This window comes from Ruegeria sp. G12 (assembly GCF_056533565.1).
Genome location: NZ_JBQFOO010000001.1, coordinates 288,198 through 313,677 on the forward strand (window position 1 = coordinate 288,198; position 25,480 = coordinate 313,677).

The window sequence follows — 25,480 nt, forward strand, 5'->3', positions numbered from 1 at the left end:
ATTTCTCCGATCCCCGTCATTTCCCTAGCCGAAACCCCAAAACCCCTGTAAACTCTCAAACAGATCCCGAAAACGGGACGTGAACGAGGCAGAGAGTGGCGGTATCTCATGACTGAGATGGTGTATGGCGCGGTCCGGGACACGCGCGGCGAACCGATTCTACCAAAGTGGTGGCGGACGATTGATCGCTGGACGATGTCCTGCGTGCTGATCCTGTTTGTCATCGGGCTGTTGCTGGGGCTGGCGTCATCACCGCCGCTGGCCGGGCGCAACGGGTTCGATCCGTTCCATTATGTCGAACGGCAGGCGCTGTTTGGTGGGCTGGCGTTGATTGCGATGCTGCTGACCTCGATGATGTCGCCGACACTGGTGCGACGTCTGGCGGTGCTTGGCTTTTTGGGGGCCTTTGTGGCGCTGGCCTTTCTGCCAGTTTTTGGCACCGATTTCGGTAAGGGCGCGGTGCGGTGGTACTCGCTGGGTTTCGCTTCGCTGCAACCGTCGGAATTCCTTAAACCCGGCTTTGTGGTCGTCGCCGCTTGGCTGCTGGCTGCTTCGCAAGAGATCAATGGCCCGCCGGGACGGCTTTGGTCCTTTGCGCTGTGCATGGCGATTGTGGCGATGCTGGTGCTGCAACCCGATTTCGGACAAGCCTGTCTGATCCTGTTCGGTTGGGGCGTGATGTACTTCGTGGCAGGCGCGCCGATGCTGCTGCTGGTTGGCATGGCGGGCGCGGTCGTGCTGGGCGGCATGCTGGCCTATTCGAACTCGGAACACTTTGCGCGCCGGATTGACGGGTTTTTGAACCAAGAGGTCGATCCGACCACCCAGCTTGGCTACGCCACCAACGCCATCCGCGAAGGTGGGCTGTTTGGTGTTGGCGTGGGTGAGGGGCAGGTGAAATGGTCTCTGCCCGATGCCCATACGGATTTCATCATCGCTGTCGCGGCCGAGGAATACGGGCTGATCCTGGTGCTGATCATCATCGCTCTTTACTCGCTGATCGTTGTGCGGTCGCTGCTGCGGCTGATGCGGGAACGCGATATGTTCATCCGACTGGCCGGGACCGGTCTGGCCTGCATGTTCGGCGTGCAGGCGATGATCAACATGGGCGTCGCCGTGCGCCTGCTGCCCGCCAAGGGCATGACGCTGCCCTTCGTTAGCTATGGCGGCTCGTCGCTGATCGCAGGCGGCATCGCGGTGGGCATGTTGCTGGCCTTCACCCGCACCCGCCCGCAGGGCGAGTTGGGCGATATTCTGCGTGGACGCGGCTGATGCCCTACCTTCTGATCGCGGCGGGCGGCACTGGGGGGCATATGTTCCCCGCGCAGGCTTTGGCCGAGGCGATGCTGCACAAAGGCTGGCGCGTGCGTCTTTCCACCGACCCGCGCGGCGCGCGCTATACTGGCGCGTTTCCAAAAGGCGTCGAAATCGTCGAGGCCTCTTCGGCCACCTTCGCCCGTGGCGGTCTGGCCGCCAAGGCGTTGGTGGGGCCAAGGATCGCCGGTGGCGTCACCAGCATGGCAATTCAGATGATGCGAGACTGGCCAAATGCGGTAGTCGGGTTTGGCGGATACCCCTCGATCCCCGCGCTGGGGGCGGCGACGCTGCTGAAAGTCCCACGCATGATCCATGAACAAAATGGCATTCTGGGGCGGGTGAATCAGTTGTTTGCAAACCGTGTCGCCCAGGTGGCCTGCGGCGTCTGGCCCACCGACCTGCCCGAGGGCGCAAAGGGTATTCACACCGGCAACCCCGTCCGCGCCGCCGTGCTGGAACGCGAGGCGGCCCCCTATATTCCGCCGGGCGAATACCCGATGTCGGTTCTGGTGATGGGCGGCTCGCAAGGTGCGCGCATCCTCAGCGACGTCGTGCCGGGGGCCATTGCTGCCTTGCCCGAGTTCCTGCGGTCCTACATCCGCGTTTCACATCAGGCCCGCGATGAGGACGGTGAGAGGGTCACAGAATTCTACCGCGAAAACGGCATCATGGCCGATGTTCAGCCGTTCTTCGATGACGTCCCCCGCCGCATGTCCGAGGCACAACTGGTGGTCAGCCGCTCGGGCGCGTCGAGTGTTGCCGATATCTCGGTCATTGGCCGCCCGTCGATCCTGATCCCCTTTGCCGCCGCCGCAGGCGACCACCAAACCGCCAATGCGCGCGGGCTGGTGCAGGCGGGTGGGGCGATCATGATCCCCGAAAACGCCCTTGACGTTCCCGCGCTGACAGAGCAAATGACCACGGTTTTCACCAACCCCGAAGCCGCACAGAAAATGGCCCACGCTGCCTTGTCGGTCGGGGCGCCTGACGCGACCGAGCGTCTGGTCGCCCTTGTCGAGCAACTGGCGCAGAAGGAGACCTCATGAATCCAGCAACCAAACTGCCGCAGGACGTCGGGCCGATTCACTTTGTGGGCATCGGCGGGATCGGGATGTCGGGCATTGCCGAGGTGCTTTTGAACCTGGGCTACCGGGTGCAGGGGTCAGACCTGAAGACCTCGAAGATCACTGACCGGCTGGCCGCGCTGGGGGCCGAGATTTTCGAAGGCCAGCGCGCTGAAAACCTGCAGAACGCTGCCGTTGTCGTGGTCTCGACTGCAATCAAGCCAGGCAACCCGGAACTGGATGAAGCCCGCGCCCAAGGCCTGCCGGTGGTGCGCCGCGCCGACATGCTGGCCGAACTCATGCGCCTGAAATCCAACATTGCCATCGCCGGAACCCATGGCAAGACCACCACCACCACGATGATGGCCGAGCTGATGGTTGCCGGGGACTTTGACCCCACCGTCATCAATGGCGGCGTCATCCACGCCTACGGCTCGAATGCCCGCATGGGGCAGGGCGAGTGGATGGTGGTCGAGGCTGACGAATCCGACGGCTCGTTCAACCGCCTGCCGGCCACCATCGCCATCGTCACCAATATCGATCCCGAGCATATGGAACACTGGGGCGATTTCGACCTGCTGCGCGCGGGCTTTGATGAGTTCGTCTCGAACATTCCGTTCTACGGCCTTGCCGTCTGCTGTACCGACCATGCCGAAGTGCAGGCGCTGGTCGGGCGCATCACCGACCGTCGCGTGCGCACCTATGGCTTCAACGCGCAGGCCGATGTGCGGGCCGAAAACCTGACCTATAAGGGCGGCGTCGCGCATTTTGACATTCACCTGCAATACGAAGACAAGGTGATCGAAGGTTGCACCCTGCCGATGCCTGGTGACCACAACGTCTCGAACGCGCTGTCCGCCGTGGCCGTGGCCCGCCATCTGGGCATGAAAGCCTCGGAAATCCGCGACGCGCTGGCCAATTTCGGCGGCGTCAACCGCCGCTTCACCAAGGTCGGAGAGGTGGGCGGCGTCACCATCATCGACGATTACGGCCACCACCCGGTCGAGATTGCCGCCGTATTGAAAGCGGCACGACAGGCGACCGAAGGCCGTGTGATCGCCGTGCACCAGCCGCACCGCTATTCCCGCCTGTCCAACCTGTTCGAAGACTTCTGCACCTGTTTCAATGATGCCGATGTGGTCGCCATCACCGATGTCTTCGCCGCCGGAGAGGACCCGATTGAAGGGGCCTCGCGCGATGATCTGGTGCAGGGCCTGATCCGCCACGGCCACCGCCATGCGCGCGGACTGCTGGACGAAAACGACCTTGCCCGCCTTGTGCGCGAACAGGCCCGTCCGGGGGATATGGTCGTCTGCCTCGGGGCCGGTACGATCAGCGGCTGGGCCAATGGATTGCCGGATAGATTGCTGGAAAAACAAGCGGTTTGACCGCCTTCTTCGCATGGCGCTCAACCTGAGAGTGTGATACTCTTACCGCAGAGCCTCAGCCCCCGGAGCGAGCGTATGGACTATTCGATGATCTTTGCTGCCCTCTGGGTCATCTGCGCCACCGTGGTTGCCTTGCTGCCGATGCGCCTGCAGTTCCCACCGGGGTTTGCTTTGCTGATCTGCGCACCGGCGCTGATCGTCTGGCTGGGCTATGATCACGGCTGGGTCTGGTCGGTTGTGGCGTTGGGCGGCTTTGTTTCGATGTTCCGCCATCCCATCCGCTATTACTGGCGCAAATGGTCAGGCCGAGAGATCGCGGAATGAGCTGGTCCATCACCCTCGCCGCCGCTTGGGGGATTGCTGCGAATGTGCTGGCGATGATCCCCAGCAAAGACAACCACTGGACGCGGGCGTATATCCTGATTGCCGTGGGCATCCCCATTCTCGGCTATGTCACCTACGAGAACGGCCCCTGGATCGGCCTGATCGTGCTGGTCGCAGGCATGTCCGTGCTGCGCTGGCCGGTGATTTACCTGACCCGTTGGACAAAGGCGAAAATGCAGGGCATGAAGGCGGCCAGAAAGTAACGGCCAGTCTCAGGAGGGCCCCCATGGTCGACATCGCCACCTTCGCCTATCTGCCGCTGATCGCGCTGATCTTCGGGGCCGTTGCAGGCTTCGTTGCGGGGCGCTGGATTGGCCTTAGGGGTGTGCTGTCGCTGATTGGGTTGGCCTCTGCCGTTGCGCTGGTGCTGATCGTGATGCTGGCCGGTGTCGGAACCGGCGAAGAAGAACAGGCCTTCGGCCCCTTCGTCTGGCTGACCGGCGCGGTTCTGCCCTTCCTCTTTGCCGCCATCATGGGCGGCGTAGGCGGGCGCAGTCTTGCGGCGCGGGCAGGCGGATGAGTGATCTGCCCACCGTCCGGGGTCGCCTGACTAAGGCGCGCCCGCTCAACGACCTCACATGGCTGCGTGTCGGGGGGGTTGCGGATTACCTGTTCCAACCCGCCGACATCCAAGACCTGCAGGATTTCTTGCGCGACCTGCCTGCCGATGTGCCGGTCTTCCCCATGGGCGTTGGCTCGAACCTGATCGTCCGCGACGGAGGCCTGCGCGCCGTGGTGATCCGGCTGGGGCGTGGGTTCAACACGATGGCCATCGACGGCAATACCGTCACCGCCGGGGCTGCCGCGCTGGACGCGCATGTGGCGCGTAAGGCGGCGGATGCGGGGGTTGACCTGACCTTCCTGCGCACCATCCCCGGGTCCATCGGCGGCGCGGTGCGGATGAACGCAGGCTGCTATGGCAGCTACACCGCAGACGTTCTGCAAAAGGCCACCATCGTCACGCGGGGCGGAGAGGTCAGAGACCTCTCACCCCAAGACCTCAACTTCCGCTACCGCCAATCCGACCTGCCGGAAGGCGCGGTGCTGATCTCGGCCACGTTCCAAGGCCCCAGCAGCGACCCCGCCGAGCTACACGCCCGCATGGAAGCGCAACTTAAGAAACGCGACGAAACCCAGCCCACCAAAGACCGCAGCGCTGGTTCGACCTTCCGCAACCCCGCCGGGTTTTCCTCGACCGGAAAAGCCGACGATGTGCATGACCTCAAGGCGTGGAAAGTAATTGACGACGCGGGCATGCGCGGCGCCACCAAAGGCGGCGCGCAGATGAGCCCCAAGCACTCGAATTTCCTGATCAACACCGGTGACGCCACCGCCGCAGACCTTGAAGGACTGGGCGAAGAGGTGCGAAAAAAGGTTTACGAAACAAGCGGCATCACGCTAGAGTGGGAAATCATGCGGATCGGCGATCCGCTGACAGAATAAAGCCCCAGCCGTCAGACCAAAACAGGCAAATTCAGGCGACGGAACAAAGGCATAAACGCAGTACGGACCACCACATAAGGTCCGGGGACATTGAGGCGCACGTTGGGTATGTCGAGCAGGACAAACCCCAAAGTGGCGGTATTGATGGGCGGCCCCTCGGCGGAACGCGAGGTGTCTCTCAGCAGCGGGCGCGAATGCGCAGCCGCCCTTGTGGGACAAGGCTTTGAAGTGGTCGAGCTGGACGCAGGTCCCGACCTCTATGCGCGCCTATTGGACATCAAACCAGATGTGGTTTTCAACGCCCTGCATGGCCGCTGGGGCGAGGATGGCTGTGTGCAGGGCCTGCTGGAATGGATGCGCATTCCATACACCCATTCCGGCGTTCTGTCCTCGGCCTTGGCGATGGACAAGCAGCGCAGCAAGGAAATCTACCAGACCGAGGGCCTGCCCATTGTGCCCAGCGTGATCGTGCCCAAGGTCGAGGTGATCGAGGTCCACGTGATGGAACCGCCTTACGTGGCCAAACCCAACAACGAAGGCTCCAGCGTCGGTATCTATATCGTGCACGAAGGCTCGAACGGACCGCCGCAACTGTCCGATGATATGCCCGACCACATCATGGTCGAGAAATACGTCGCAGGCCGCGAACTGACCGTGACCGTGATGGGCGACCGCCCCCTGACCGTGACCGAGATCATGACCGATGGCGGCTGGTACGATTACGACGCCAAATACAAACCCGGCGGCTCGTGGCACGTGCTGCCCGCTGACATCCCGCAAGATATCTTTGACCGCTGCATGGACTATGCGGTCAAGGCCCACAATGCTCTGGGCTGTCGCGGCGTGACCCGCACGGATTACCGCTGGGATGACAGCCTCGGCGCGGATGGTCTGTTCCTGCTGGAAACCAACACGCAGCCGGGCATGACCCCGACCTCGCTGGTGCCCGAACAGGCCGAGCACATCGGCATGAGTTTCGGCCAGCTCTGCGCCTGGATGGTGGAGGACGCCTCATGCGACCGCTGACCGCCACCCGCGCGCCGGTGATCCACCGGACCAAGGCCCTTGCCGGGCCAGATGCCGAATTCGAAACCGCCGAGACGCATGAGGCGCAGCCCCTTCTGCGCTTGCGGGGCGCGAAGATGTTTGGCCGCAATGGAGGTCGGTCTGACCCTGCGCCGTCACGGCTCAGCTACCGGTTCCAACGCTGGATGCTGACGCCTGGTATTCGTCTGGGCGTCAAGCTGGGCGTGCCGATCTGCGCCGTTGCGGCAGCGATTGGCATCTACTTTGCGTCCCCGGACCGGCGCGAGGCGGTCAGCGCCTATATCGCCGACATCCGCACCTCGATTCAGGAGCGGCCGGAATTCATGGTCAACCTGATGGCCATTGACGGCGCGGGCACCGATCTGGCCGATGATATTCGTGAGGTCGTGCCGCTGGATTTCCCGATCAGTTCCTGGGATCTGGATGTCGAACATATGCGCGATACGATTTCCGGTCTGGACCCGGTGAAATCCGCGACCGTGCGCATCCGCCCCGGCGGCATCCTGCAGATTGACGTTGTCGAGCGGCAGCCGGTCATTGTCTGGCGGACCCGCGACGGGACCGAGTTGCTGGACGAAACCGGCGTACATGTGGATCAGACCGCCTCGCGCAAGGAACACGCGCATCTGCCCCTGATCGCAGGCAAGGGCGCTGATCAGCATGTGGGCGAAGCACTGGACCTGTTCCGAACCTCGCGCAGCCTTGGCGACCGCGTGCGCGGTCTGGTGCGCGTGGGTGAACGGCGTTGGGATCTGGTGCTGGATCGCGGGCAACGCATCATGCTGCCCACCGATCAGCCGGTACGGGCGCTGGAACGCGTGCTGGCAGTGAACGAGGTGCAAGACCTTCTGGAACGCGACGTGGCGGTGGTTGACATGCGCCTTGGGCAGCGGCCGACGATCAGAATGACCAAAGCCGCCAGCGAAGACTGGTGGAATACAAAAACAGATGTGAGTAGCGGGCAGTAACGACCATGATGACCGATCTTTATCAGTCCCAACGGGCCATGCGGCAGATGCGCAGACAGGCGATGCAGCGGGGCGTTGTCGCCATTCTGGACATCGGCAGCTCGAAAATCTCGTGCCTTGTGCTGCGTTTTGACGGCACCGGACGGCTGAGCGACGATAACAGCATCGGGTCATTGGCAGGCCAGACCGGGTTCCGCGTGATCGGGGCCAGAACCACCCGCTCGCGCGGTGTGAAGTTCGGCGAGGTCACCGCCATGCAAGAGACCGAGCGCGCCATCCGCACCGTTCTGCAGGCGACCCAGAAGATGGCCGATATCCGCGTGGATCACGTGATCGCTTGTTTCTCGGGCGCGAACCCGCGTTCTTACGGGCTGGACGCTCAGGTCGATCTGGAAGGCCAGGTGGTGTCCGAGGCCGAGGTTGGTCGGGTTCTGAATGCCTGCGACGTGCCGGATTACGGCGCGGGGCGCGAGGTGCTGCATGCCCAGCCGGTGAATTTTGCACTCGACAACCGATCGGGCCTGATCGACCCGCGCGGGCAGATGGGGCAATCGCTGGCTGTGGATATGCACATGCTGACCGTGGATGCGGTGGCGATCCAGAACATCGTGCGCTGCATCAAGCGCTGTGATCTGGAACTGGCGGGGATTGCGAACTCGGCCTATGTGTCCGGCATTTCGTCGCTGGTCGAGGATGAGCAGGAATTGGGCGCGGCCTGTATCGACATGGGGGGCGGTACGACCAGCGTGTCGATCTTCATGAAGAAACATATGATCTATGCCGATTGCGTGCGCATGGGCGGCGATCACGTGACCGCCGATATCTCGATGGGGCTGGGCGTGCCGACAGCGGTGGCCGAACGCATCAAGACCTTCAACGGCGGGGTGCACGCCACAGGTGCCGATGACCGCGACCTGATCGACATCGGCGGCGATACCGGCGATTGGGAACATGACCGCCGCACCGTCAGCCGCGCCGAGTTGATTGGCATCATGCGCCCTCGGGTCGAGGAAATTCTGGAAGAGGTCCGCGTGCGTCTGGATGCCGCCGGGTTCGACCATATGCCCAGCCAGCAGATCGTTCTGACCGGCGGCGGCAGCCAGATCATGGGGCTGGACGGGCTGGCCACCCGTATCCTGGGGCAGCGTGTCCGGCTAGGCCGCCCGCTGCGTGTGCATGGCCTGCCGCAATCGGCAACCGGGCCGGGGTTCTCATCCGCCGTGGGCCTCAGCCTGTTTGCGGCGCATCCGCAGGATGAATGGTGGGATTTCGAGATCCCGGTCGATACCTACGCGGCGCGCCCGTTCAAGCGCGCCGTCCGGTGGTTCCGTGACAATTGGTGAGACACTGCGCCGCGGCCTCCTCGGCGCTTGCTTACTGCCGGGATGGGCTGCGGCGCAAACCGTGATCTCGCCCGAGGCGTTTCTGGACGCCGTCCTTGGCAAAACGGTGACGTTTTACGAAATCCGCAGCGGTGATCTGGTGGGGACCGAGCAGTTCCTGACCCGCACAACCTCGGTCTGGCGGGAAGAGGGCAGGGGCTGCGTCTATGGCCAGATCACCACGCCACACGGCCAGATCTGCTTTCTCTATGACAATGATCGCGACGGTGTCCCGGTGTGTTGGTGGCCATTCGTGCATGAAGATCGGCTTATGGTCCGGCTCGCCTCGCTTACCGATGGAGAAATCCAGGAGGTGCGCAGCATCACCGAAAACGGCCTGAACTGCCCGAGCGCCCCGATAAGCTGAAGAAACCGGTTGCAGCCCTTGGATTTATCCCTAAAAATATCCACAAGGCCCGTCAGAGGCCCCGCGGCAGGACTTTGAGCAGTTTTCCGCAGTAGTAATGCCAAGGATTGCAGCGTGACGCAGTGGGTGAAACTGCGCACCGATCTGGTTTGTCTTGTAGTGATCCGCGTTGTTTCCGCTATATCTCGCGGCGGTCGCGAAATGCCGCTGTCCGATGCCTTATTTCCTCCATATTTTGTGGAATCACGCGATTTTTGACGTGACCTTTTTGCATATCAGCGGTAGGATCGAAGGCGGATAGGTAAGAAAAACACCGCTTTGGCGGGACATAAATACAGGCGGACAGAGCATGACATTGAATCTTTCGATGCCCGGGCACGACGAACTGAAGCCTCGGATTACAGTATTTGGCGTTGGCGGCGCGGGTGGGAACGCTGTCAACAACATGATTGAGAAACAACTGGACGGCGTTGATTTCGTTGTCGCCAACACCGACGCGCAGGCGCTGCAGCAAAGCCAGTCCTCGGCACGGGTGCAACTGGGCGTGAAAGTCACCGAAGGTCTGGGGGCAGGGGCCCGCCCGACCGTTGGGGCGGCCGCCGCAGAAGAAAGCATCGAACAGATCGTCGATCATCTGGCCGGTGCGCATATGTGTTTCATCACCGCCGGTATGGGCGGCGGCACCGGCACCGGGGCGGCTCCGATCATCGCGCAGGCCGCGCGTGAACTGGGCGTGCTGACTGTTGGCGTTGTCACCAAACCCTTCCAGTTCGAAGGCGCCAAGCGGATGCGTCAGGCCGAGGACGGCGTTGAATCGCTGCAAAAGGTCGTCGACACGCTGATCATCATCCCGAACCAGAACCTGTTCCGTCTGGCCAACGAAAAGACAACGTTTACCGAGGCGTTCTCGATGGCCGATGACGTTCTATATCAGGGCGTTAAGGGTGTGACCGACCTGATGGTGCGTCCGGGCCTGATCAACCTCGACTTTGCGGACGTTCGCGCCGTTATGGACGAAATGGGCAAGGCGATGATGGGCACTGGTGAGGCGACCGGCGAAGACCGCGCCATTCAGGCCGCCGAGAAAGCGATTGCCAACCCGCTGCTGGACGAAATCAGCCTCAAAGGGGCCAAAGGCGTTCTGATCAACATCACCGGTTCGCACGACTTGACCCTGTTCGAACTGGACGAGGCCGCCAACCGCATTCGCGAGGAAGTGGACCCCGAGGCCAACATCATCGTGGGCTCGACCCTCGACACTGCAATGGAAGGCGGCATGCGCGTTTCCGTTGTGGCCACCGGCATCGACGCCACTGAAAAGACCGAAGATGTTCCGGTTGCGCGCCGGTCCATGTCGGCCCCGCTGACCCGCACGGTTTCCGCAGAAGAGCCTGAGCAGGAAGAGGTAGCTGCCGCCGAGCCCGAAGAGAAATCGGACATCGCACCGTCGCTCTTTGAAACCGTTGATGAGCCCGAGCGTGACGATAGCTGGCACGCAGATAAGGTTGCGTCCGCCAAGCAGGACGATGACGGCCTGCCGCCCCCGGCCTATCAGCCGCGCGTGGCCGAGTTTGAACCGCAGCCCGAGCCTGCTGAACCCGCGCCGGAAAGCTATGTCGCGCAGCGCACCAATACCGCTGGAAACCCCTCGCCCGAGGCACTGCAGCGTTTGCAGGCTGCGGTCCAGAACACCCCTGCGGGCCAGCAGCGCATGACCACACCCCGGTCGCCGGAACCCGCGCCGCAACCGCAGGCCGGGCAGCAAGAACGTCGCGGTTTCGGCTTCAATAAGCTGATCGACCGGATGACCGGCCATGCCCCGGATACCCCTGCGCAACCGCCTCGTCAGCAGCCCACAATGCGCCAGGCTGACGCTACGGCACCTGCGCATGATGAGGCTGACCCGGATCAGGAGCGGATCGAAATTCCGGCCTTCCTGCGCCGCCAGGCCAACTGATCGCGGTAACAAATTAGGGTCAAAGGGTCGCCGTTTGGCGGCCCTTTCTCGTTTGTTTCCATCGTCTTACACTGTTGTCAGCAGGGTTTTGCCGATCTGTCACATTCATGTTTCATTCGGTTGCAAAGAGTGAGTTGAGCCTGAGCCGACACTTCCTTAACTGAGTGTCCAACACAGCCCTCGCTGGCTGCACACCACTCGCTGAGGCCAATTTTGCAACATACGCTCAAATCTCCGGTTACGTTCAAAGGCGTCGGCCTGCATGGCGGTCAGCCTGCAACCATGGTTCTGAAACCGGCTGCTGCCGGTCACGGCATCTGGTTCAAACGGACGGATATCGAGCTTGGCAATGCCCTGATCCCCGCGATCTATGATGTGGTCGAACGCACTCCGCTGTGCACCCGTCTGGTGAATGATGCGGGGGTTTCGGTTTCTACCATTGAACATATCATGGCTGCCCTGGCCGGTTGCGGTGTGCATAACGCGCTGATCGAGATTGACGGGCCGGAAGTGCCGATCATGGACGGGTCGTCCATCGATTTCGTGCGCGGGATCATGGCTAAGGGTGTCCGCCGTCAGGCCAGCCCGGTTCTGGCGTACGAAGTGCTGAAACCCGTGACCGCATCGCGCGAGGGGGCAAGCGCGTCGATTGCGCCGGCAGACGGTTTGATAATTGATTTCCACATCGATTTCGAAGACGACGCCATCGGCAACCAGACCAAGACACTGGACATGCGCAATGGATCCTTTGCCCGTGAGCTGAGCGATTGCCGCACCTTCTGCCGCCGCATCGATGTCGAAGCGATGCGTGAAAACGGGTTGGCCCTGGGCGGTACGCTGGATAACGCCGTGGTCGTGCAAGGGGACGAGGTTTTGACTCCGGGCGGTTTCCGCCGCACGGATGAGGCCGTGCGCCACAAGATGCTGGACGCTCTGGGCGACCTGTATCTGGCAGGCGGTCCGATTCTGGGGCATTTCACCGGCGACAAGTCGGGTCATTCGATGACCAACACGCTGCTGCGTAAATTGTTCGAAACACCCGGCGCGGTGCGCCCGATCCTGTGCACGCCGGAACAGGCGGCGCGTCTGCCGGGGCAGGGTCTTGTTCTGGACGAAATTCCGGAAGTTGCCTGACCTGATCAACTCTGACGACATTTACGCCAGAGCGTGGATAAGGCGTTTTGCACCGGAAATATCTATGCTAGACCAAGGCCTGATCCGGGGCGCGCCCCGTTAGGTAAGACGACAAGGATGGGCGGTATGGTTGGCAGCAAAGCGGCAGTCAGATTCGCAGGTGCGATTCTTCTGGCAGCAGTGTTGGCGGCGTGCAGCAGCAAAGGTGCGGACCGCGATCAAAATCTTGAAGGCTTCACGCCGGAACAGATTTTCACCCGAGGCGAATTCGAACTGTCGCAGAATCGGTCAGACGACGCGGCGTGGTATTTTTCCGAGGTCGAACGCCTTTACCCCTATTCCGACTGGGCCAAACGCGCGCTGATCATGCAAGCGTTCTCGTATCACAACGACAAGAATTACGAAGAAAGCCGCGCCGCCGCGCAGCGGTACATCGACTTCTACCCAACCGACGAAGATGCGGCCTATGCGCAGTACCTGCTGGCGCTCAGCTATTACGACCAGATCGATGAAGTGGGCCGCGATCAGGGCCTGACCTTTCAGGCGCTGCAGGCCCTGCGGACCGTGATCGAGGTGTATCCGGACAGCGAATACACCACCTCGGCCGTTTTGAAATTCGATCTGGCCTTTGACCATCTGGCAGGCAAAGAGATGGAGATCGGACGCTATTACCTGCGTCAGGATCACTACACCGCCGCCATCAACCGCTTCCGCGTGGTTGTTGAGGATTTCCAGACCACATCACACACGGCTGAGGCGCTGTACCGTCTGGTCGAGGCCTATCTGTCACTGGGCCTGCTGGATGAGGCGCAGTCGGCGGGTGCGATTTTGGGCTACAACTACCAGTCCACGGAATGGTATGACGATGCCTACAAGCTGCTGACCTCGCGCGGGTTGGACCTCAAGAGCCGTGGCAACAACTGGCTGTCCACGATCTACCGTCAGACCATCAAGGGTGAGTGGTTGTAACCGCCATGGCTAAGGCCGAGGGACGCTAAAGACCCGATGCTGCGCGCCCTTGATATCCGCGACATGCTGATCATCGACCGGTTGGAGCTGACCTTCCAGCCGGGCCTGAACGCGCTGACCGGCGAGACCGGCGCGGGCAAGTCGATCCTGCTGGATTCTCTGGGCTTCGTGCTGGGCTGGCGCGGACGCGCCGAACTGGTCCGTCAGGGGGCCGCTCAGGGCGAGGTCGTGGCCGAATTCGAACTGCCGGAAGATCACCCCGCCCATGTGGTTCTAGCCGAGGCCGGACTGCCCGGCGGCGACGAATTGATCCTGCGCCGCATCAACACCGCCGAGGGCCGCAAGACCGCATGGGTCAATGACCGACGCTGCTCGGGCGAGGTGCTGCGTGCGCTGTCGGAAACCCTGATCGAACTGCACGGCCAGCACGATGACCGCGGCCTGCTGAACCCGCGCGGCCACCGCGCCATGCTGGACGCTTATGCCGGGGCCGGGGACCATCTGACCACTGTCCGCGAGGCGTGGACCCAGATGTCCCGCGCCCGCAAGGCACTGGCCGAGACCGAGGCCACGCTGGCCACCATGCGCGCCGAGGAAGAATTCCTGCGCCATTCCGTGGGCGAACTTGACCAGCTTGACCCGCAACCGGGCGAGGATGCCGACCTCGACGCCCGCCGCCGCATGATGCAAGGGGCCGAGCGCATCCGCGACGACGTGGCCCGCGCCTTTGCTCTGCTGGGCGGCGACGGGGCCGAAGGCGCGATGGCCGACGCCGTGCGCTGGCTCGAAGGCGTCTCGGACAATGCGGGAGGGCAGCTTGAGGAACCCATCGCCGCGCTGGGTCGCGCCCTGATCGAACTGGGCGAGGCGCAGGACGGCGTCAACACCTGCCTGCAGGCGCTCGATTTCAATCCCGCGGAACTGGAACAGGCCGAGGAACGCCTGTTCGCCATCCGCGCGCTGGCCCGCAAACACGACGTCGCCCCCGACGATCTGGGTGCCTTTGCCGATACCCTGCGCGACCGCCTGAACCGTCTGGACGCGGGCGACGCTGACCTCAGCGACAAACGCGCCGCCGTCGACGCGGCGCAGGCGGCGTATGACAAAGCCGCCACCGCGCTAAGAACCGCGCGCCAGACAGCGGCCAGCGCGCTGGACCAAGCAGTCATGGCCGAACTCGCGCCCCTGAAAATGGAACGCGCCGTGTTCCGAACCGAGATCACGCCCGCCGACCCCGGCCCCGAAGGCACCGACGCCGTGGCCTTCACCGTCGCCACCAACCCCGGCGCGCCCTCGGGTCCGCTGAACAAGATCGCCTCGGGTGGTGAACTCAGCCGCTTTCTGCTGGCGCTCAAAGTCTGCCTGACCGGCGAGAATAGCGCCCGCACCATGATCTTTGACGAGATCGACCGCGGCGTCGGTGGTGCTACGGCAGATGCGGTGGGCCGCCGTCTGGCATCGCTGGCGCAAGGCGGGCAGGTGCTGGTGGTCACGCATTCCCCACAGGTCGCCGCCCGCGCCGCGCATCATTGGCGGGTGCAGAAACAGGTGACGGGCGATCAGACCCTGTCCACCGTCATCCCGCTGGCGGATCCCGACCGCGTCGACGAAATCGCCCGCATGGTCGCTGGCGACACCATCACGGATGAGGCCCGCGCCGCCGCCCGCGCCCTGCTCGATGCCTGAGGCGTAACACCCGCCAACAATCCCCCGTGAACCGACTTTTCTAAGGCCGCCGAGTGGCTTACTAAGGGATATGTATTGATCTCCCGAGGGCCGATGACCCAGTCAACCCGCACCGTTCTGCGCAACCAGTTGAATCAGGCTTTGGCCGCGATCCGGGATGCGTGGCAGGTTATGCGCCGACGTGGGCCCAGCCAGATCCAATTCTGGTTCATCGCTCTGGCCATCGGGGTTGCGGCCGGGTTCATGGCGCTTGGGTTTCGCAAGGGCATCCAGGCTTTGCAGGCCTATATCTACCGCTCCGAAGATGTCTTTTTGCTGCATAGCCATGCCGAGAAGCTTCCGTGGATTCTGGTGTTCATCACCCCGGTAATCGGGGGGCTGGTTGTGGGGATTATCCTGCATAAATTCACCGATGATGGCCGCGTGCGCTCAGTTGCCGACGTCATTGAAGGATCCGCCGTCACCGATGGCCGGGTAGAGACCAAGGCCGGGATCGCGTCTTTCTTTGCCTCGCTGATCACGCTTAGTTCCGGCGGCTCAACGGGGCGCGAGGGGCCGGTGGTGCATATGGCCGGGGTCATCTCGACCTGGGTCAGCAACCGCATCCATGCCGACGGGATCACGGGGCGAGACCTGCTGGGCTGCGCGGTGGCCGCCGCCGTTTCCGCCAGTTTCAACGCGCCCATCGCTGGGGCGATTTTCGCGCTTGAGGTTGTGCTGCGCCACTTCGCCGTTCACGCCTTTGCGCCGATTGTCATCGCCTCGGTCGCGGGGACGGTGATCAACCGGCTGGAATATGGCGACGTGACCGAGTTCGTTCTGGAAACCCCCGGTTCGCTGCAGTTCTACGTTGAACTGCCCGCGTTCCTGATCCTCGGGCTGATCTGTGGGCTGGTTTCGCTGATCCTGATGCGCTCGATCTTCTTTGCCGAGGATATCGGCTCCCATGTTCAGGCCCGCCTGTCCCTGCCGCGCTGGCTGCGACCCGCTGTGTCCGGGGCCATGCTGGGCCTTCTGGCGATCTGGTTCCCGCATATTATCGGCGTTGGGTATGAGACGACGATCCGTGCGCTAACCGGCGATTTGGTGCTGACCACGGCCATCCTGTTTGCCGTTGTCAAGACGGTGGCTGTTGCGATCACGATGGGTGGACGCATGGGCGGAGGCGTCTTCTCGCCCTCGTTGATGATCGGAGCCCTGACCGGGCTGGCCTTTGGTCTGATCGCCACCGGTTTGTTGCCAGATGTGTCGGGCACCCATACGCTCTATGCCTTTGCCGGGATGGGCGCCGTAGCCGCAGCGGTTCTGGGTGCGCCGATCTCGACCACGCTGATCGTGTTTGAACTGACTGGGGACTGGCAGATCGGTTTGGCCGTGATGGTCTCGGTCTCGATGTCCACCGCGCTGGCCTCGCGCCTAGTGGACCGGTCGTTCTTCCTGACCCAGCTCGAGCGGCGCAATGTGCATTTGGCTGCCGGACCGCAAGCCTATCTGCTGGCGATGCTGCGGGCGGGGACGGTGATGCGGCCGATTGGCGATGCCCGGTCCATCACAAAGGACGAGGCGCTTGAACTGATCAATCAGGGCCTTTGCGTCAAGGCCAGTGCCACGCTTGAGGCTGCGATGCCCTATTTCGACCGCGAGGATATCCCCTGCATTCCCGTTGTCATCGTGGACAGTGACGGGCAGGAGGAACCGGTGGGCGCGCTCTATCACATCGACGCGCTCAAGGCGTATAACCGCGCGCTGGCAGCTACCGCGGCCGAGGAGCACTCCTAGCCCCGATACACGCTCGCGGCGTCTCCCAGGTAATTGTCCCACGCAAACCAGTACGAGATATGGCCCGCCACCCGTGGCAGCCGCGTTCCGTCGGGGCCGATTAGTGCCTCTTCGGTCATGGTCCACTTGCCGCCTGCCTGATCCACCAGACCTCCATCTGCAGCCTTGAAGCGGTTTGATTTGCGCTCATAGGCCCGCACCGCGCGTTTGTCGGGGTTGCCAACCAGAACCAGCGGGCGGTCGGCGATCGCGTCGTTGATCACGCGGGTCCGGCTGAACGCGTCCAACGGCCACGCCCGCGCGGCACCAAACTGGCGGATGGCGAAGATGTAGTCCTTTTGCCGATGCTGGGACTGATCCACCAGCGCCGGGAACATCAGGTTGGGCGAGGCGAAGTAGTCGCGATACACCACCCCCGAGCCATAGTTGCGCCTATGACCGGTCCTGAGCGACAGAACCCTGGTGTCGGGATGCGAGCTCTTCCAGCTTTCCCATGTGGTAATCACAACCGGGCGCTGTTTCAGCGTGATGCCGCTGCCCACCAGCGGGCCGACAACCGGCTTGCCGGTGTACTGGTTCCACAGCGAATGCGTCTGCCGGTCAAACATCAGCTTGTTCGAGCGATACAGGAACCCGGACGAGCCAAAGACAAAGGGCTTCCGCCGTGCCTGCACCTGTGTTTCGAACAGGATGCCAGACCCGCAGAGCGTGCAATAGGCCAGCGCCACGGGAACGCCGCCGATCACCTCGTTGAACATCTCGTGCCAGCCCATGATCCGCAGCGGATAGGCGCGCACATCGCCGTTGATGGCGACCCCGAAGACAAGATCGCCGTCCTTCAGGTAGCTGGCATCAGAGGCGGAGATCAGCGCCGGATTGTCCAGCGAAGGGATGCCGTCCTTATGCACCCCGCCCCATGTAATCTCCTCCAGCCGGATTTTCATCTTGTCACGCTGCAGGTATTGCGGCCGCAGGAACAGGTCGAAATCCGAGTCGATCCCCAACAGAACCTCACGCTTGAACGGGATCAGCGAGGGGTGAGGCACCACCTGCGGGTTACGTTCCTGCCAGAGCATCCATTCAAACCAGTCGGTACCGAGGTTTTGCCCGCTCAGCGCCTCCATCACCTCGGCGATGTCGTCCCGCCGCCGGTCGGAATAGCGCATCGCCGTCAGCAGGCCCGGAACCACATCCGGGTTCCCGCGATCTTTCAGATAGGCCATGCTGTCTTCGAACTGGGTTCTGCTCAGGAACAGCGTGCTGCGCAGCGCCTCGAGCACCGGGTCCTGCTGGGCCCAAAGCGCGCCCGGCATCAAGGCCCCGGCACCCACCATTCCTGCAAAGCCACGACGTGAAATATCCATGACACCCTCCGATCACATCCCACGCCAGTTTGCCCTCTGTCGCGATCACGTGCATGCAACAGGTGCGTGAGCGGGACGCAAGCCAGCCATTTCACCGCGCCGGGGCATGCGGCGGTTGCATCCCGTAGCTAAATTTGAAACACCAACCATGTCGTTGACAGGGTCGAGATACATGCCCAACAGCCAGATCGCTGCACGTCTTCTGTTCTTACTCCTGTTGTTCTGCGGGACGATTTGCAGTTCGATGATCATCCCGTTCATGGGCTTTTTTCTGGTCGAAGGGTTGGGATATCAGCCCTGGATCATAAGCGTGTATTCAGTGCTGGCTGTCAGCCTGACAATCGTTGCCAACAGGCAATTCGCCCGGCGCATTGATGATGGGGCCCGCGTCTTCCCCCTGATCGGGCTCGCCGCGCTGGGGTTTCTGACGGCCTGCCTCGCCCTGTCCTTGTCGCCCGCGCTGTGGACCGTGATGACCGTCGGCGTGATCGGCTTCGGCATCAGCTCCAGCGCCGTTTCGACGATGTTCAGCCTGGGCGGCAGCATCGCCGAGCGCCACAATATCGAGCGCAGCCGTTTCAACGCCTATATGCGCGCCACCACATCGACGGCCTGGATGATCGGGCCAGCGGTGACGTTTCTGGTCGCCGATCGGTTCGGGGCCAACAAAGTGTTCATGGTCGCGCTGAGCGTCGCCCTGATCTGGCTGGCCTTGTGGTGGACAACGCTGCCACGCTACATTGCGGCGAAGGCCAAACCGGCCTCAGCCACGTCCGGCGCTGCGGCACCGTCGCGGGGCCTGTGGCTGGCAGCAGGGTTCGTGTTCTGCCTGTCGCTGGCGCATTCGCTGACATTCACATCCCTACCGATCTTCTACGTGCAAGAGGTCGGTTTGCCCGGCTACGCCCCCGGTTTGGCCTTCAGCATCAAAACCTTTGTCGAGGTTTTGGCCATTTTCAGCACACCGATGATCATCGCGCGGTTCGGCATGCGCCCGGCGCTGATCGCAACAACCCTGCTGGCGGTGGTGACGATCCAGTTGCTGGCCGCCGTGCAGACCTTTCCACAGATGCTCGCCGGGGCAGCGCTAGAGGGGCTGTATTATGGCTTCTACGCCAGTCTCGGCATCAGCTACGTGCAGTCCTTCGCCAAGGACCGTCCCGCGCATGCGACGGCTGTTTACTGGAATACGCTGATGATCACCGGTCTGCTGGCGGGCCCTGCGGTGGGGCTGATCGCGCAAGCCTATGATTTCCAGATGGTGGTACGCGTTGCGTCTGGCGTTGCCCTGGTGGCTGCGGTCACCCTGATCGCGAGTCGCCCAAAGGAGAAGATGACGGTTTAGATTTGCTCGACCTTGACCGAATCCGCCGGGTAAAAGGCCAGATACTCTTTGATCTCGCCAACCGCCGGGATCGGGTCCTCATAGCTCCACGCGGCATTTTCAGTGACCGAAGACTTGTTCACGATGGAAAAATGCACCGCATCCCCTTTGTGAGGGCAATGGGTGACCTTGTCCGTCCGGTCCAGAAAGGCCATCGCAATGTCCGAGCGGGGAAAATAGATAACAGGCTTCAGATCGCCTTCTTCCAGCACCAGAGCGTTGCTCGTTTCCCCCAGAATTGCGCCGCCGGAACGGACGCTCCATTTGCCTGCTGCCTTTTGGATCGTAATCTCGGTCATATATGCTCCTTCCCTCGCGAATGTCTGGCCTTTCGTCTGCCCATTCTATGTTACAGTTTGGTGTCAGATCGGCGCAGTTGCGGCATCCAACCACAGTTGCGCGTCAAGGCCCAGCCTTGGTCTGACTTTTTCCGCAACGTCGCTGTGATAGGCGTTCAGCCAAATGCGCTCTTGGGCCGTCAGCAAATCGGCTACGATCAGGCGGCGGTCGATGGGCACATAGGTCAACGTGCGCCAGTTCAGCATCGCGCGCTCGGTGTCGCCACTGGGCAGGGCGGGGGCCTCTTGCACGACCACAAGGTTTTCGATGCGGATGCCAAAGGCCCCCTCGCGGTAGTAGCCCGGTTCGTTCGACAGGATCATACCCGGTTCCAGAGGTACGTGGCTGACCTTGGACAGGCGCTGCGGGCCCTCATGTACGCTCAGGTACGCGCCGACCCCGTGCCCGACGCCGTGGTTGAAATCCTGCCCGGCCAGCCACAAGGGCGCGCGGGCGATGCATTCGATGTCGCGACCGGCCAGACCCACCGGCCAGCGCTGCATCGACAAGGCGATCATGCCCTTCAGAACGCGGGTGAAACAGGCTTTTTCCTCGTCGCCGACCTCGCCAATGGCAATGGTGCGCGTAATGTCTGTGGTCCCGTCCAGATACTGTCCGCCACTGTCCAGAACCAGCAGATGGCCGTTCTGCAGCTTGCTGTCGGTTTCCTCGGTCACGCGGTAATGCATGATCGCGCCGTTGGGTCCGGTGCCCGCGATGGTATCGAACGAGATATCCTGCAGGACGTTGTCCTTTCGGCGGTTATCCTCAAGCCGAGTGACAACCTGCGTTTCGGTCAGGCTGCCCGGTGCCTGCCCATCCAGCCAGCACAGGGTTTCGACCACCGCCACCGCGTCGCGCAAATGCGCCTCGGCGCTGCCCGCGATCTCAGCCGGGTTCTTGCAGGCCTTGGGCAGCGCGCAAGGGTCGCCGCCGCCTTCCATCCGGTCCCCCAGAGCATCGGCCACGATCTGAGGCAGGGTGTTGAGATCGACCTGCACCTTGCCTTCCAGCGCTGCAACCGCGCCCAGAAAGCTCTCGGGGTCGATGACCGAGACCTGCTCGCTAAGATGATCCCGCACCTCGGTCAGCTTGGCGGCGGCCATGAACAGATCGACCCGCCCATCGGCATGCAGAATGGCAAACCCGTGCGCGACGGGGTTATAGGCAATGTCCGAGCCGCGAATGTTCAGCAGCCACATGATCGAATCCGGCAGCGTGATCACCGCATAGGATTTCCCCGCCTCTCGCAAAGCCTTCGCCAGTCGCGCAATCTTGCTTTCAGCCGTCTCGCCGGCAAACTCAATCGGATGCGCCTTGACCGGGTTCATCGGAGGGGCAGGCTGATCCGCCCACACCCGGTCCACCAGATTGTCACAGGGCACAAGCTGGACGCCGGAGCCTTCCAATTCCTTGCGGGTGCTGGAGATCTGACCTGCGGCATGCAGCCAGGGATCAAAGCCTACCTTGCCGCCGTCCGGCAGTTGCTCGTTCAGCCAGGCGCTCAGGCTGACATCCGGCCACGGCACCGGCGTAAAGTCGTCGGCTACCTGAGCCTTGACCTGCGTGCGATACCGCCCGTCGATGAACACGCCGGCCACGTCTTTCAGAGCAACGCAGAACCCGGCTGATCCGGTAAACCCGGTCAGCCACGCCAACCGCTCGTCCCGAGGGGCCACATACTCACCCTGATGCGCATCCGCACGCGGGATCAGAAACCCGTCCAGACCTTCACTTGCCAATTCCGCCCGCAGCGCCGCCAACCGAGGCGGGCCCTGTTCCGGGCGCGCAGTCACTTTGAAGGATTGGAACATCTCACACCTCATGCAAATGGGGGGCTGACCCCTTCATCTTTTTGGAAAATACTCCAGCCGGAGGCAAGGCCAGCTCTAGCTGGCCTTTTTCATTCCCATCACCCGCGCTCGCGCTCGCGGATCGCTGTCGAACAGGGCGGCCAACTGTTCCGTCATCGCGCCCGCCAGTTGCTCGACATCCGTGATCGTCACCGCGCGGTCATAATACCGGGTCACATCGTGCCCAATCCCGATTGCCAGCAACTCGACCATTTTGCGCTTTTCCACCATCGCGATCACGTCACGCAGGTGCTTTTCCAGATAATTCGCCGGGTTGACGCTGAGCGTTGAATCATCGACCGGAGCGCCATCCGAAATCACCATCAGGATCTTGCGCTGCTCACGCCGCGCCAGCATCCGGCGATGGGCCCATTCCAGCGCCTCACCGTCGATGTTTTCCTTCAGCAGGCCCTCTTTCATCATCAGGCCCAGATTGTCCCGCGCCCGCCGCCAGGGCGCATCCGCGCCCTTGTAGATGATGTGGCGCAGATCGTTCAGACGTCCCGGTTGCTGCGGGCGGCCGTCGTTCAGCCACGCTTCACGAGCCTGCCCACCCTTCCACGCGCGGGTGGTAAAGCCCAGAATCTCGACCTTCACATTGCACCGCTCCAACGTCCGAGCCAGAACGTCGGCGCAAATCGCCGCGATGGAAATCGGACGCCCGCGCATCGACCCGGAATTGTCCAAAAGTAGCGTCACCACCGTATCGCGGAACTCGGTATCCTTCTCGACCTTGAAGCTCAGCGGCGTGGTGGGGTTGGCGACAACCCGCGCCAGACGACCGGCATCCAGAATGCCTTCCTCACGATCGAACTCCCACGACCGGTTCTGCTGCGCCTGCAACCGGCGTTGCAGCTTGTTGGCCAGACGACTGACGGCCCCCTTCAACGGTTCAAGTTGCTGATCCAGATAGGCCCGCAATCGCTCCAGTTCTGCCGGTTCTGCCAGATCCTCGGCTGCAATTTCCTCGTCATAGGCGTTCAGATAAACCTTGTAATCCGGATCAGCCTCGGAGGCAGGCGGCGGTGCGGGCGGTTCCAGAGGTGCCTCGCCTTCGGGCATCTCGGCCTCATCGCCCATCTCATCCTCGGCCATCTCATCCATCGAGACTTGGGCCTGAGATTGGTCCTGTTGCTCCTCCTGCGTCTGTTCGGGCGTGGCGTCGGGGTCCTGTTCCTCCTGATCATCCTGACCGGTGCTGTCGGGATCGGGCTGTTCTTCGGCGTCTTCCTCGGCCTGATCCTCCTGCTCGTCGTCCAGTTCATCGGGGTCATCGCCCAACTGGTCGCCGTACCCCAGATCCTTGATCATCTGGCGCGCGAACCGCGCAAACTCCGCCTGATCCGACAGAATCTCCTGCAGATTTTCCAGAGTGCCCCCGGCCTGTTCCTCGATAAACCCGCGCCACAGGTTCATGACATTCTCCGCCGCCGCAGGCAGGTCGCGCCCGGTGGCCAGATGGCGGATCAGATAGCCTGCCGCCACCGACAGCGGGGCCTCGGCGGGCTGCTTGCACTGGTCATAACCGCGCCGGATCGCCTCATGTCCGATCTTAACGTCGATATTGCTGGCGGTGCCGGGCATATCCCGCGCGCCCATCGCCTCGCATCGGGCCACTTCCATCGCTTCATACAGGTCACGCGCCATATCACCCGGAGGCGCATACCGCGCATGGGTCGCGTCGTCATGATATTTCCGCTGCAACGCCAAAGCATCCGCCGTGCCGCGCGCCAGCAAAACCTCTTCCCGCGTCATCCGACGGCTGACCTGCGGCAACCGCATCGACTCGCCCGTCATACCTGACGGATCAACCGTATAGGTGACGTTCAGTTCGGGATCGTCGGCCATCACCTTGGTGGCCTCGGCCAAGGCCTTCTTGAACGGATCGGCAGGGTTGTCGTTCTTCTGCACCATGTTCAAACGCCCTTTGTGTTGCGCAGACCCGCCGTTTCAAAGCGAAACCGGATCCCCCTTCATCTGGCCATAAATTTCCCCGCCGGAGGCATTGCGCCCGGCACGGGCGCAATTCAGCGCGTTATCCCAAACTCGCAGAGGCTGCACTTTCAGGCAATTCTTCATCAAAGCAACGCTGATAGAACTCGGCCACCGTCTGGCGCTCCAACTCATCGCATTTGTTCAGGAAGGACAGGCGGAACGCATAGCCCACGTCGCGGAAAATCTCGGCATTTTGCGCCCAGTTGATCACTGTTCTGGGGCTCATCACCGTACTCAGATCGCCGTTCATGAAGGCGGTTCGGGTCAGGTCGGCCACGGTCACCATCTGGCTGACGGTCTTGCGGCCTTTTTCGGTGTTGTAATGGGGCGCCTTCGACAGAACGATCATCGTCTCAGCATCGTGGCTCAAGTAGTTCAGTGTCGAGACCAAAGACCAGCGGTCCATCTGCGCCTGGTTGATCTGCTGAGTGCCGTGATACAGCCCGGTCGTGTCGCCCAGACCCACAGTGTTTGCGGTGGCGAACAGGCGGAAATTGGGGTTGGGCGTGATGATCTCATTCTGGTCAAGCAGAGTCAGTTTGCCGTCATGCTCCAGTACCCGCTGGATCACGAACATCACGTCCGCGCGGCCTGCGTCGTATTCGTCGAATACGATGGCGACGGGGTTGCGCAGGGCCCAGGGCAGGATACCTTCGTGGAACTCGGTCACCTGCTTGCCGTCGCGCAGCTTGATCGCGTCCTTGCCGATCAGGTCGATCCGGCTGATGTGGCTGTCCAGGTTCACCCGCACCGCAGGCCAGTTCAGACGCGCGGCGACCTGTTCGATATGGGTCGATTTGCCGGTGCCGTGATAGCCTTGGATCATCACCCGGCGGTTATGGGCAAAGCCTGCCAGAATCGCCAGCGTGGTTTCCGGGTCGAATTTGTAGGTCGGATCGACGACGGGCACGCGGTCGCTGCGGTCGGCAAAGCCCTTGACCGCCATGTCCGTATCAATGCCGAACACGTCCCGGACCGAGATATCATCGGTAGGTTTCGCGTTGATGTCGATCGATCCGTCAGCCATGCGCCTTGTCCTTATCCTTTGGCCCGAATTGCCGGGTTTGAACCTGTGTGTGGTGCAACATATTGCGGGCAAGGGCAAGGGAAAGCCGCCTGTGCCGCGACCTCGGCGGATGTTTCTTTGAAACTGGCCTTATCGGCGCGTGATCTGTTGATGGATCAACCGTTTCCGGGTGGCTCGAACCTCAGCCTGACCAGAAACGGTTCCGGTTGGGCCGAACGCTGCATCTGAAAGACGCGGATTTCGAGATGTCCGGGCAAATCGCCAAGGAACTGCCTTTCGATGCGCGCGTCATAGTAACCGGGAACCGAGATCGCGACATTCCTGCCGCTGGCAAGCTCGATGCTCATGTTCTGGCCGCGCGGGAACGACAGGTCATAGCAGATGAAGCCTTCGGGAGGGGCATCGCCGGGGATGTCGCCGATAACGAATGTGCTGTCCAAATCCAGACGCAGACAACCCTGGGCTTGCCCTTGATGGGGCACAAGGCAGAGTATTCCCAACAGGATCAATGGAATGAAACGCATACCCCTCGCCTTTCTTGAATGCAGCAATGCAAAAACAGACCGCATAGGTCGATCAAAATGACATGCCAGGAATAGCCGGTCCGGCAGAGAAAATCACCCCAATGCCCTA

General features: G+C 62.2%; 23 protein-coding genes. 17 read left to right on the forward strand and 6 right to left on the reverse strand.

Translation table 11 applies throughout. The features are described 5' to 3' along the window. The first annotated feature begins 108 nt into the window (after window positions 1–108). From ftsW to ACR0JN_RS01530, 16 genes are all read left to right on the forward strand, one after another. On the forward strand, window positions 109–1,272 hold the full coding sequence (ftsW, locus tag ACR0JN_RS01455) for a putative lipid II flippase FtsW (protein WP_480613007.1): 1,164 nt from the start codon (window positions 109–111) through the stop codon (window positions 1,270–1,272). Continuing rightward, window positions 1,272–2,363, forward strand: coding sequence for a UDP-N-acetylglucosamine--N-acetylmuramyl-(pentapeptide) pyrophosphoryl-undecaprenol N-acetylglucosamine transferase (locus tag ACR0JN_RS01460; protein ID WP_480883672.1), 1,092 nt, complete (start codon window positions 1,272–1,274; stop codon window positions 2,361–2,363). Before ftsW ends, ACR0JN_RS01460 begins: the two co-directional genes overlap by 1 nt. Next, the gene (gene murC, locus ACR0JN_RS01465; protein ID WP_480883674.1) at window positions 2,360–3,769 is read left to right on the forward strand and encodes a UDP-N-acetylmuramate--L-alanine ligase; all 1,410 of its coding nucleotides are present in this window, start codon (window positions 2,360–2,362) and stop codon (window positions 3,767–3,769) included. Before ACR0JN_RS01460 ends, murC begins: the two co-directional genes overlap by 4 nt. Window positions 3,770–3,844: 75 nt before the next feature. Further along, window positions 3,845–4,093, forward strand: coding sequence for a DUF2484 family protein (locus ACR0JN_RS01470; RefSeq protein WP_480883676.1), 249 nt, complete (start codon window positions 3,845–3,847; stop codon window positions 4,091–4,093). Further along, window positions 4,090–4,356: a DUF2484 family protein gene (locus tag ACR0JN_RS01475; protein ID WP_480883678.1), complete on the forward strand. Its 267-nt coding sequence runs from the start codon at window positions 4,090–4,092 to the stop codon at window positions 4,354–4,356. Before ACR0JN_RS01470 ends, ACR0JN_RS01475 begins: the two co-directional genes overlap by 4 nt. Before the next feature lie 23 nt (window positions 4,357–4,379). Then, window positions 4,380–4,673: a hypothetical protein gene (locus tag ACR0JN_RS01480; RefSeq protein WP_480883680.1), complete on the forward strand. Its 294-nt coding sequence runs from the start codon at window positions 4,380–4,382 to the stop codon at window positions 4,671–4,673. Then, complete coding sequence (gene murB, locus ACR0JN_RS01485) at window positions 4,670–5,596, forward strand: UDP-N-acetylmuramate dehydrogenase (RefSeq protein WP_480883682.1); 927 nt, start codon at window positions 4,670–4,672, stop codon at window positions 5,594–5,596. Before ACR0JN_RS01480 ends, murB begins: the two co-directional genes overlap by 4 nt. A gap of 108 nt (window positions 5,597–5,704) precedes the next feature. Beyond that, window positions 5,705–6,622 (forward strand): D-alanine--D-alanine ligase, encoded by a 918-nt coding sequence (locus ACR0JN_RS01490; RefSeq protein WP_480883684.1) that lies wholly within the window; start codon window positions 5,705–5,707, stop codon window positions 6,620–6,622. Beyond that, window positions 6,610–7,611, forward strand: a complete 1,002-nt coding sequence (locus tag ACR0JN_RS01495) for a cell division protein FtsQ/DivIB (RefSeq protein ID WP_480883686.1) — start codon at window positions 6,610–6,612, stop codon at window positions 7,609–7,611. The genes ACR0JN_RS01490 and ACR0JN_RS01495 overlap by 13 nt, the downstream gene beginning before the upstream one ends. An 8-nt stretch (window positions 7,612–7,619) precedes the next feature. Next, window positions 7,620–8,954, forward strand: a complete 1,335-nt coding sequence (ftsA, locus tag ACR0JN_RS01500) for a cell division protein FtsA (protein ID WP_480884348.1) — start codon at window positions 7,620–7,622, stop codon at window positions 8,952–8,954. Continuing rightward, entirely contained in the window at window positions 8,941–9,360 is a 420-nt protein-coding gene (locus ACR0JN_RS01505) for a hypothetical protein (protein WP_480883688.1), read from the forward strand. Before ftsA ends, ACR0JN_RS01505 begins: the two co-directional genes overlap by 14 nt. Window positions 9,361–9,709: 349 nt before the next feature. Further along, window positions 9,710–11,317, forward strand: coding sequence for a cell division protein FtsZ (ftsZ, locus tag ACR0JN_RS01510; RefSeq protein ID WP_480883690.1), 1,608 nt, complete (start codon window positions 9,710–9,712; stop codon window positions 11,315–11,317). 213 nt (window positions 11,318–11,530) lie between these two features. Beyond that, window positions 11,531–12,451 carry a UDP-3-O-acyl-N-acetylglucosamine deacetylase gene (gene lpxC / locus ACR0JN_RS01515; RefSeq protein ID WP_480883691.1) on the forward strand — a complete coding sequence of 307 codons (921 nt, stop codon included), beginning with the start codon at window positions 11,531–11,533 and terminating at the stop codon, window positions 12,449–12,451. A gap of 126 nt (window positions 12,452–12,577) precedes the next feature. Continuing rightward, the gene (locus ACR0JN_RS01520; protein ID WP_480816550.1) at window positions 12,578–13,420 is read left to right on the forward strand and encodes an outer membrane protein assembly factor BamD; all 843 of its coding nucleotides are present in this window, start codon (window positions 12,578–12,580) and stop codon (window positions 13,418–13,420) included. A 36-nt stretch (window positions 13,421–13,456) separates the two neighbouring features. Then, window positions 13,457–15,106 carry a DNA repair protein RecN gene (recN, locus tag ACR0JN_RS01525; RefSeq protein ID WP_480883693.1) on the forward strand — a complete coding sequence of 550 codons (1,650 nt, stop codon included), beginning with the start codon at window positions 13,457–13,459 and terminating at the stop codon, window positions 15,104–15,106. Between the two features lie 93 nt (window positions 15,107–15,199). After that, the gene (locus tag ACR0JN_RS01530; RefSeq protein WP_480883695.1) at window positions 15,200–16,885 is read left to right on the forward strand and encodes a chloride channel protein; all 1,686 of its coding nucleotides are present in this window, start codon (window positions 15,200–15,202) and stop codon (window positions 16,883–16,885) included. Here ACR0JN_RS01530 and ACR0JN_RS01535 read toward each other — a convergent pair. Continuing rightward, on the reverse strand, window positions 16,882–18,249 hold the full coding sequence (locus tag ACR0JN_RS01535) for a DUF3179 domain-containing protein (protein WP_480883697.1): 1,368 nt from the start codon (window positions 18,247–18,249) through the stop codon (window positions 16,882–16,884). The two genes, ACR0JN_RS01530 and ACR0JN_RS01535, sit on opposite strands and share 4 nt — an antisense overlap. Before the next feature lie 172 nt (window positions 18,250–18,421). Here ACR0JN_RS01535 and ACR0JN_RS01540 point away from each other — a divergent pair, with 172 nt between their 5' ends. After that, window positions 18,422–19,594 (forward strand): MFS transporter, encoded by a 1,173-nt coding sequence (locus ACR0JN_RS01540; RefSeq protein ID WP_480883699.1) that lies wholly within the window; start codon window positions 18,422–18,424, stop codon window positions 19,592–19,594. On the opposite strand, the gene ACR0JN_RS01545 is transcribed toward ACR0JN_RS01540, so the two are convergent. From ACR0JN_RS01545 to ACR0JN_RS01565, 5 genes are all read right to left on the reverse strand, one after another. Beyond that, the gene (locus tag ACR0JN_RS01545) at window positions 19,591–19,932 is read right to left on the reverse strand and encodes a DUF427 domain-containing protein (protein ID WP_480883701.1); all 342 of its coding nucleotides are present in this window, start codon (window positions 19,930–19,932) and stop codon (window positions 19,591–19,593) included. The genes ACR0JN_RS01540 and ACR0JN_RS01545 overlap by 4 nt on opposite strands. A gap of 63 nt (window positions 19,933–19,995) precedes the next feature. Further along, window positions 19,996–21,786, reverse strand: coding sequence for an aminopeptidase P family protein (locus ACR0JN_RS01550; protein ID WP_480883703.1), 1,791 nt, complete (start codon window positions 21,784–21,786; stop codon window positions 19,996–19,998). Between the two features lie 75 nt (window positions 21,787–21,861). Then, entirely contained in the window at window positions 21,862–23,739 is a 1,878-nt protein-coding gene (gene cobT / locus ACR0JN_RS01555; protein ID WP_480883705.1) for a cobaltochelatase subunit CobT, read from the reverse strand. Window positions 23,740–23,860: 121 nt separating this feature from the next. Beyond that, window positions 23,861–24,847, reverse strand: coding sequence for a cobaltochelatase subunit CobS (cobS, locus tag ACR0JN_RS01560; RefSeq protein WP_480883707.1), 987 nt, complete (start codon window positions 24,845–24,847; stop codon window positions 23,861–23,863). A 155-nt stretch (window positions 24,848–25,002) separates the two neighbouring features. Then, window positions 25,003–25,371, reverse strand: coding sequence for a hypothetical protein (locus tag ACR0JN_RS01565; RefSeq protein ID WP_480883709.1), 369 nt, complete (start codon window positions 25,369–25,371; stop codon window positions 25,003–25,005). Between the last annotated feature and the right edge of the window lie 109 nt (window positions 25,372–25,480).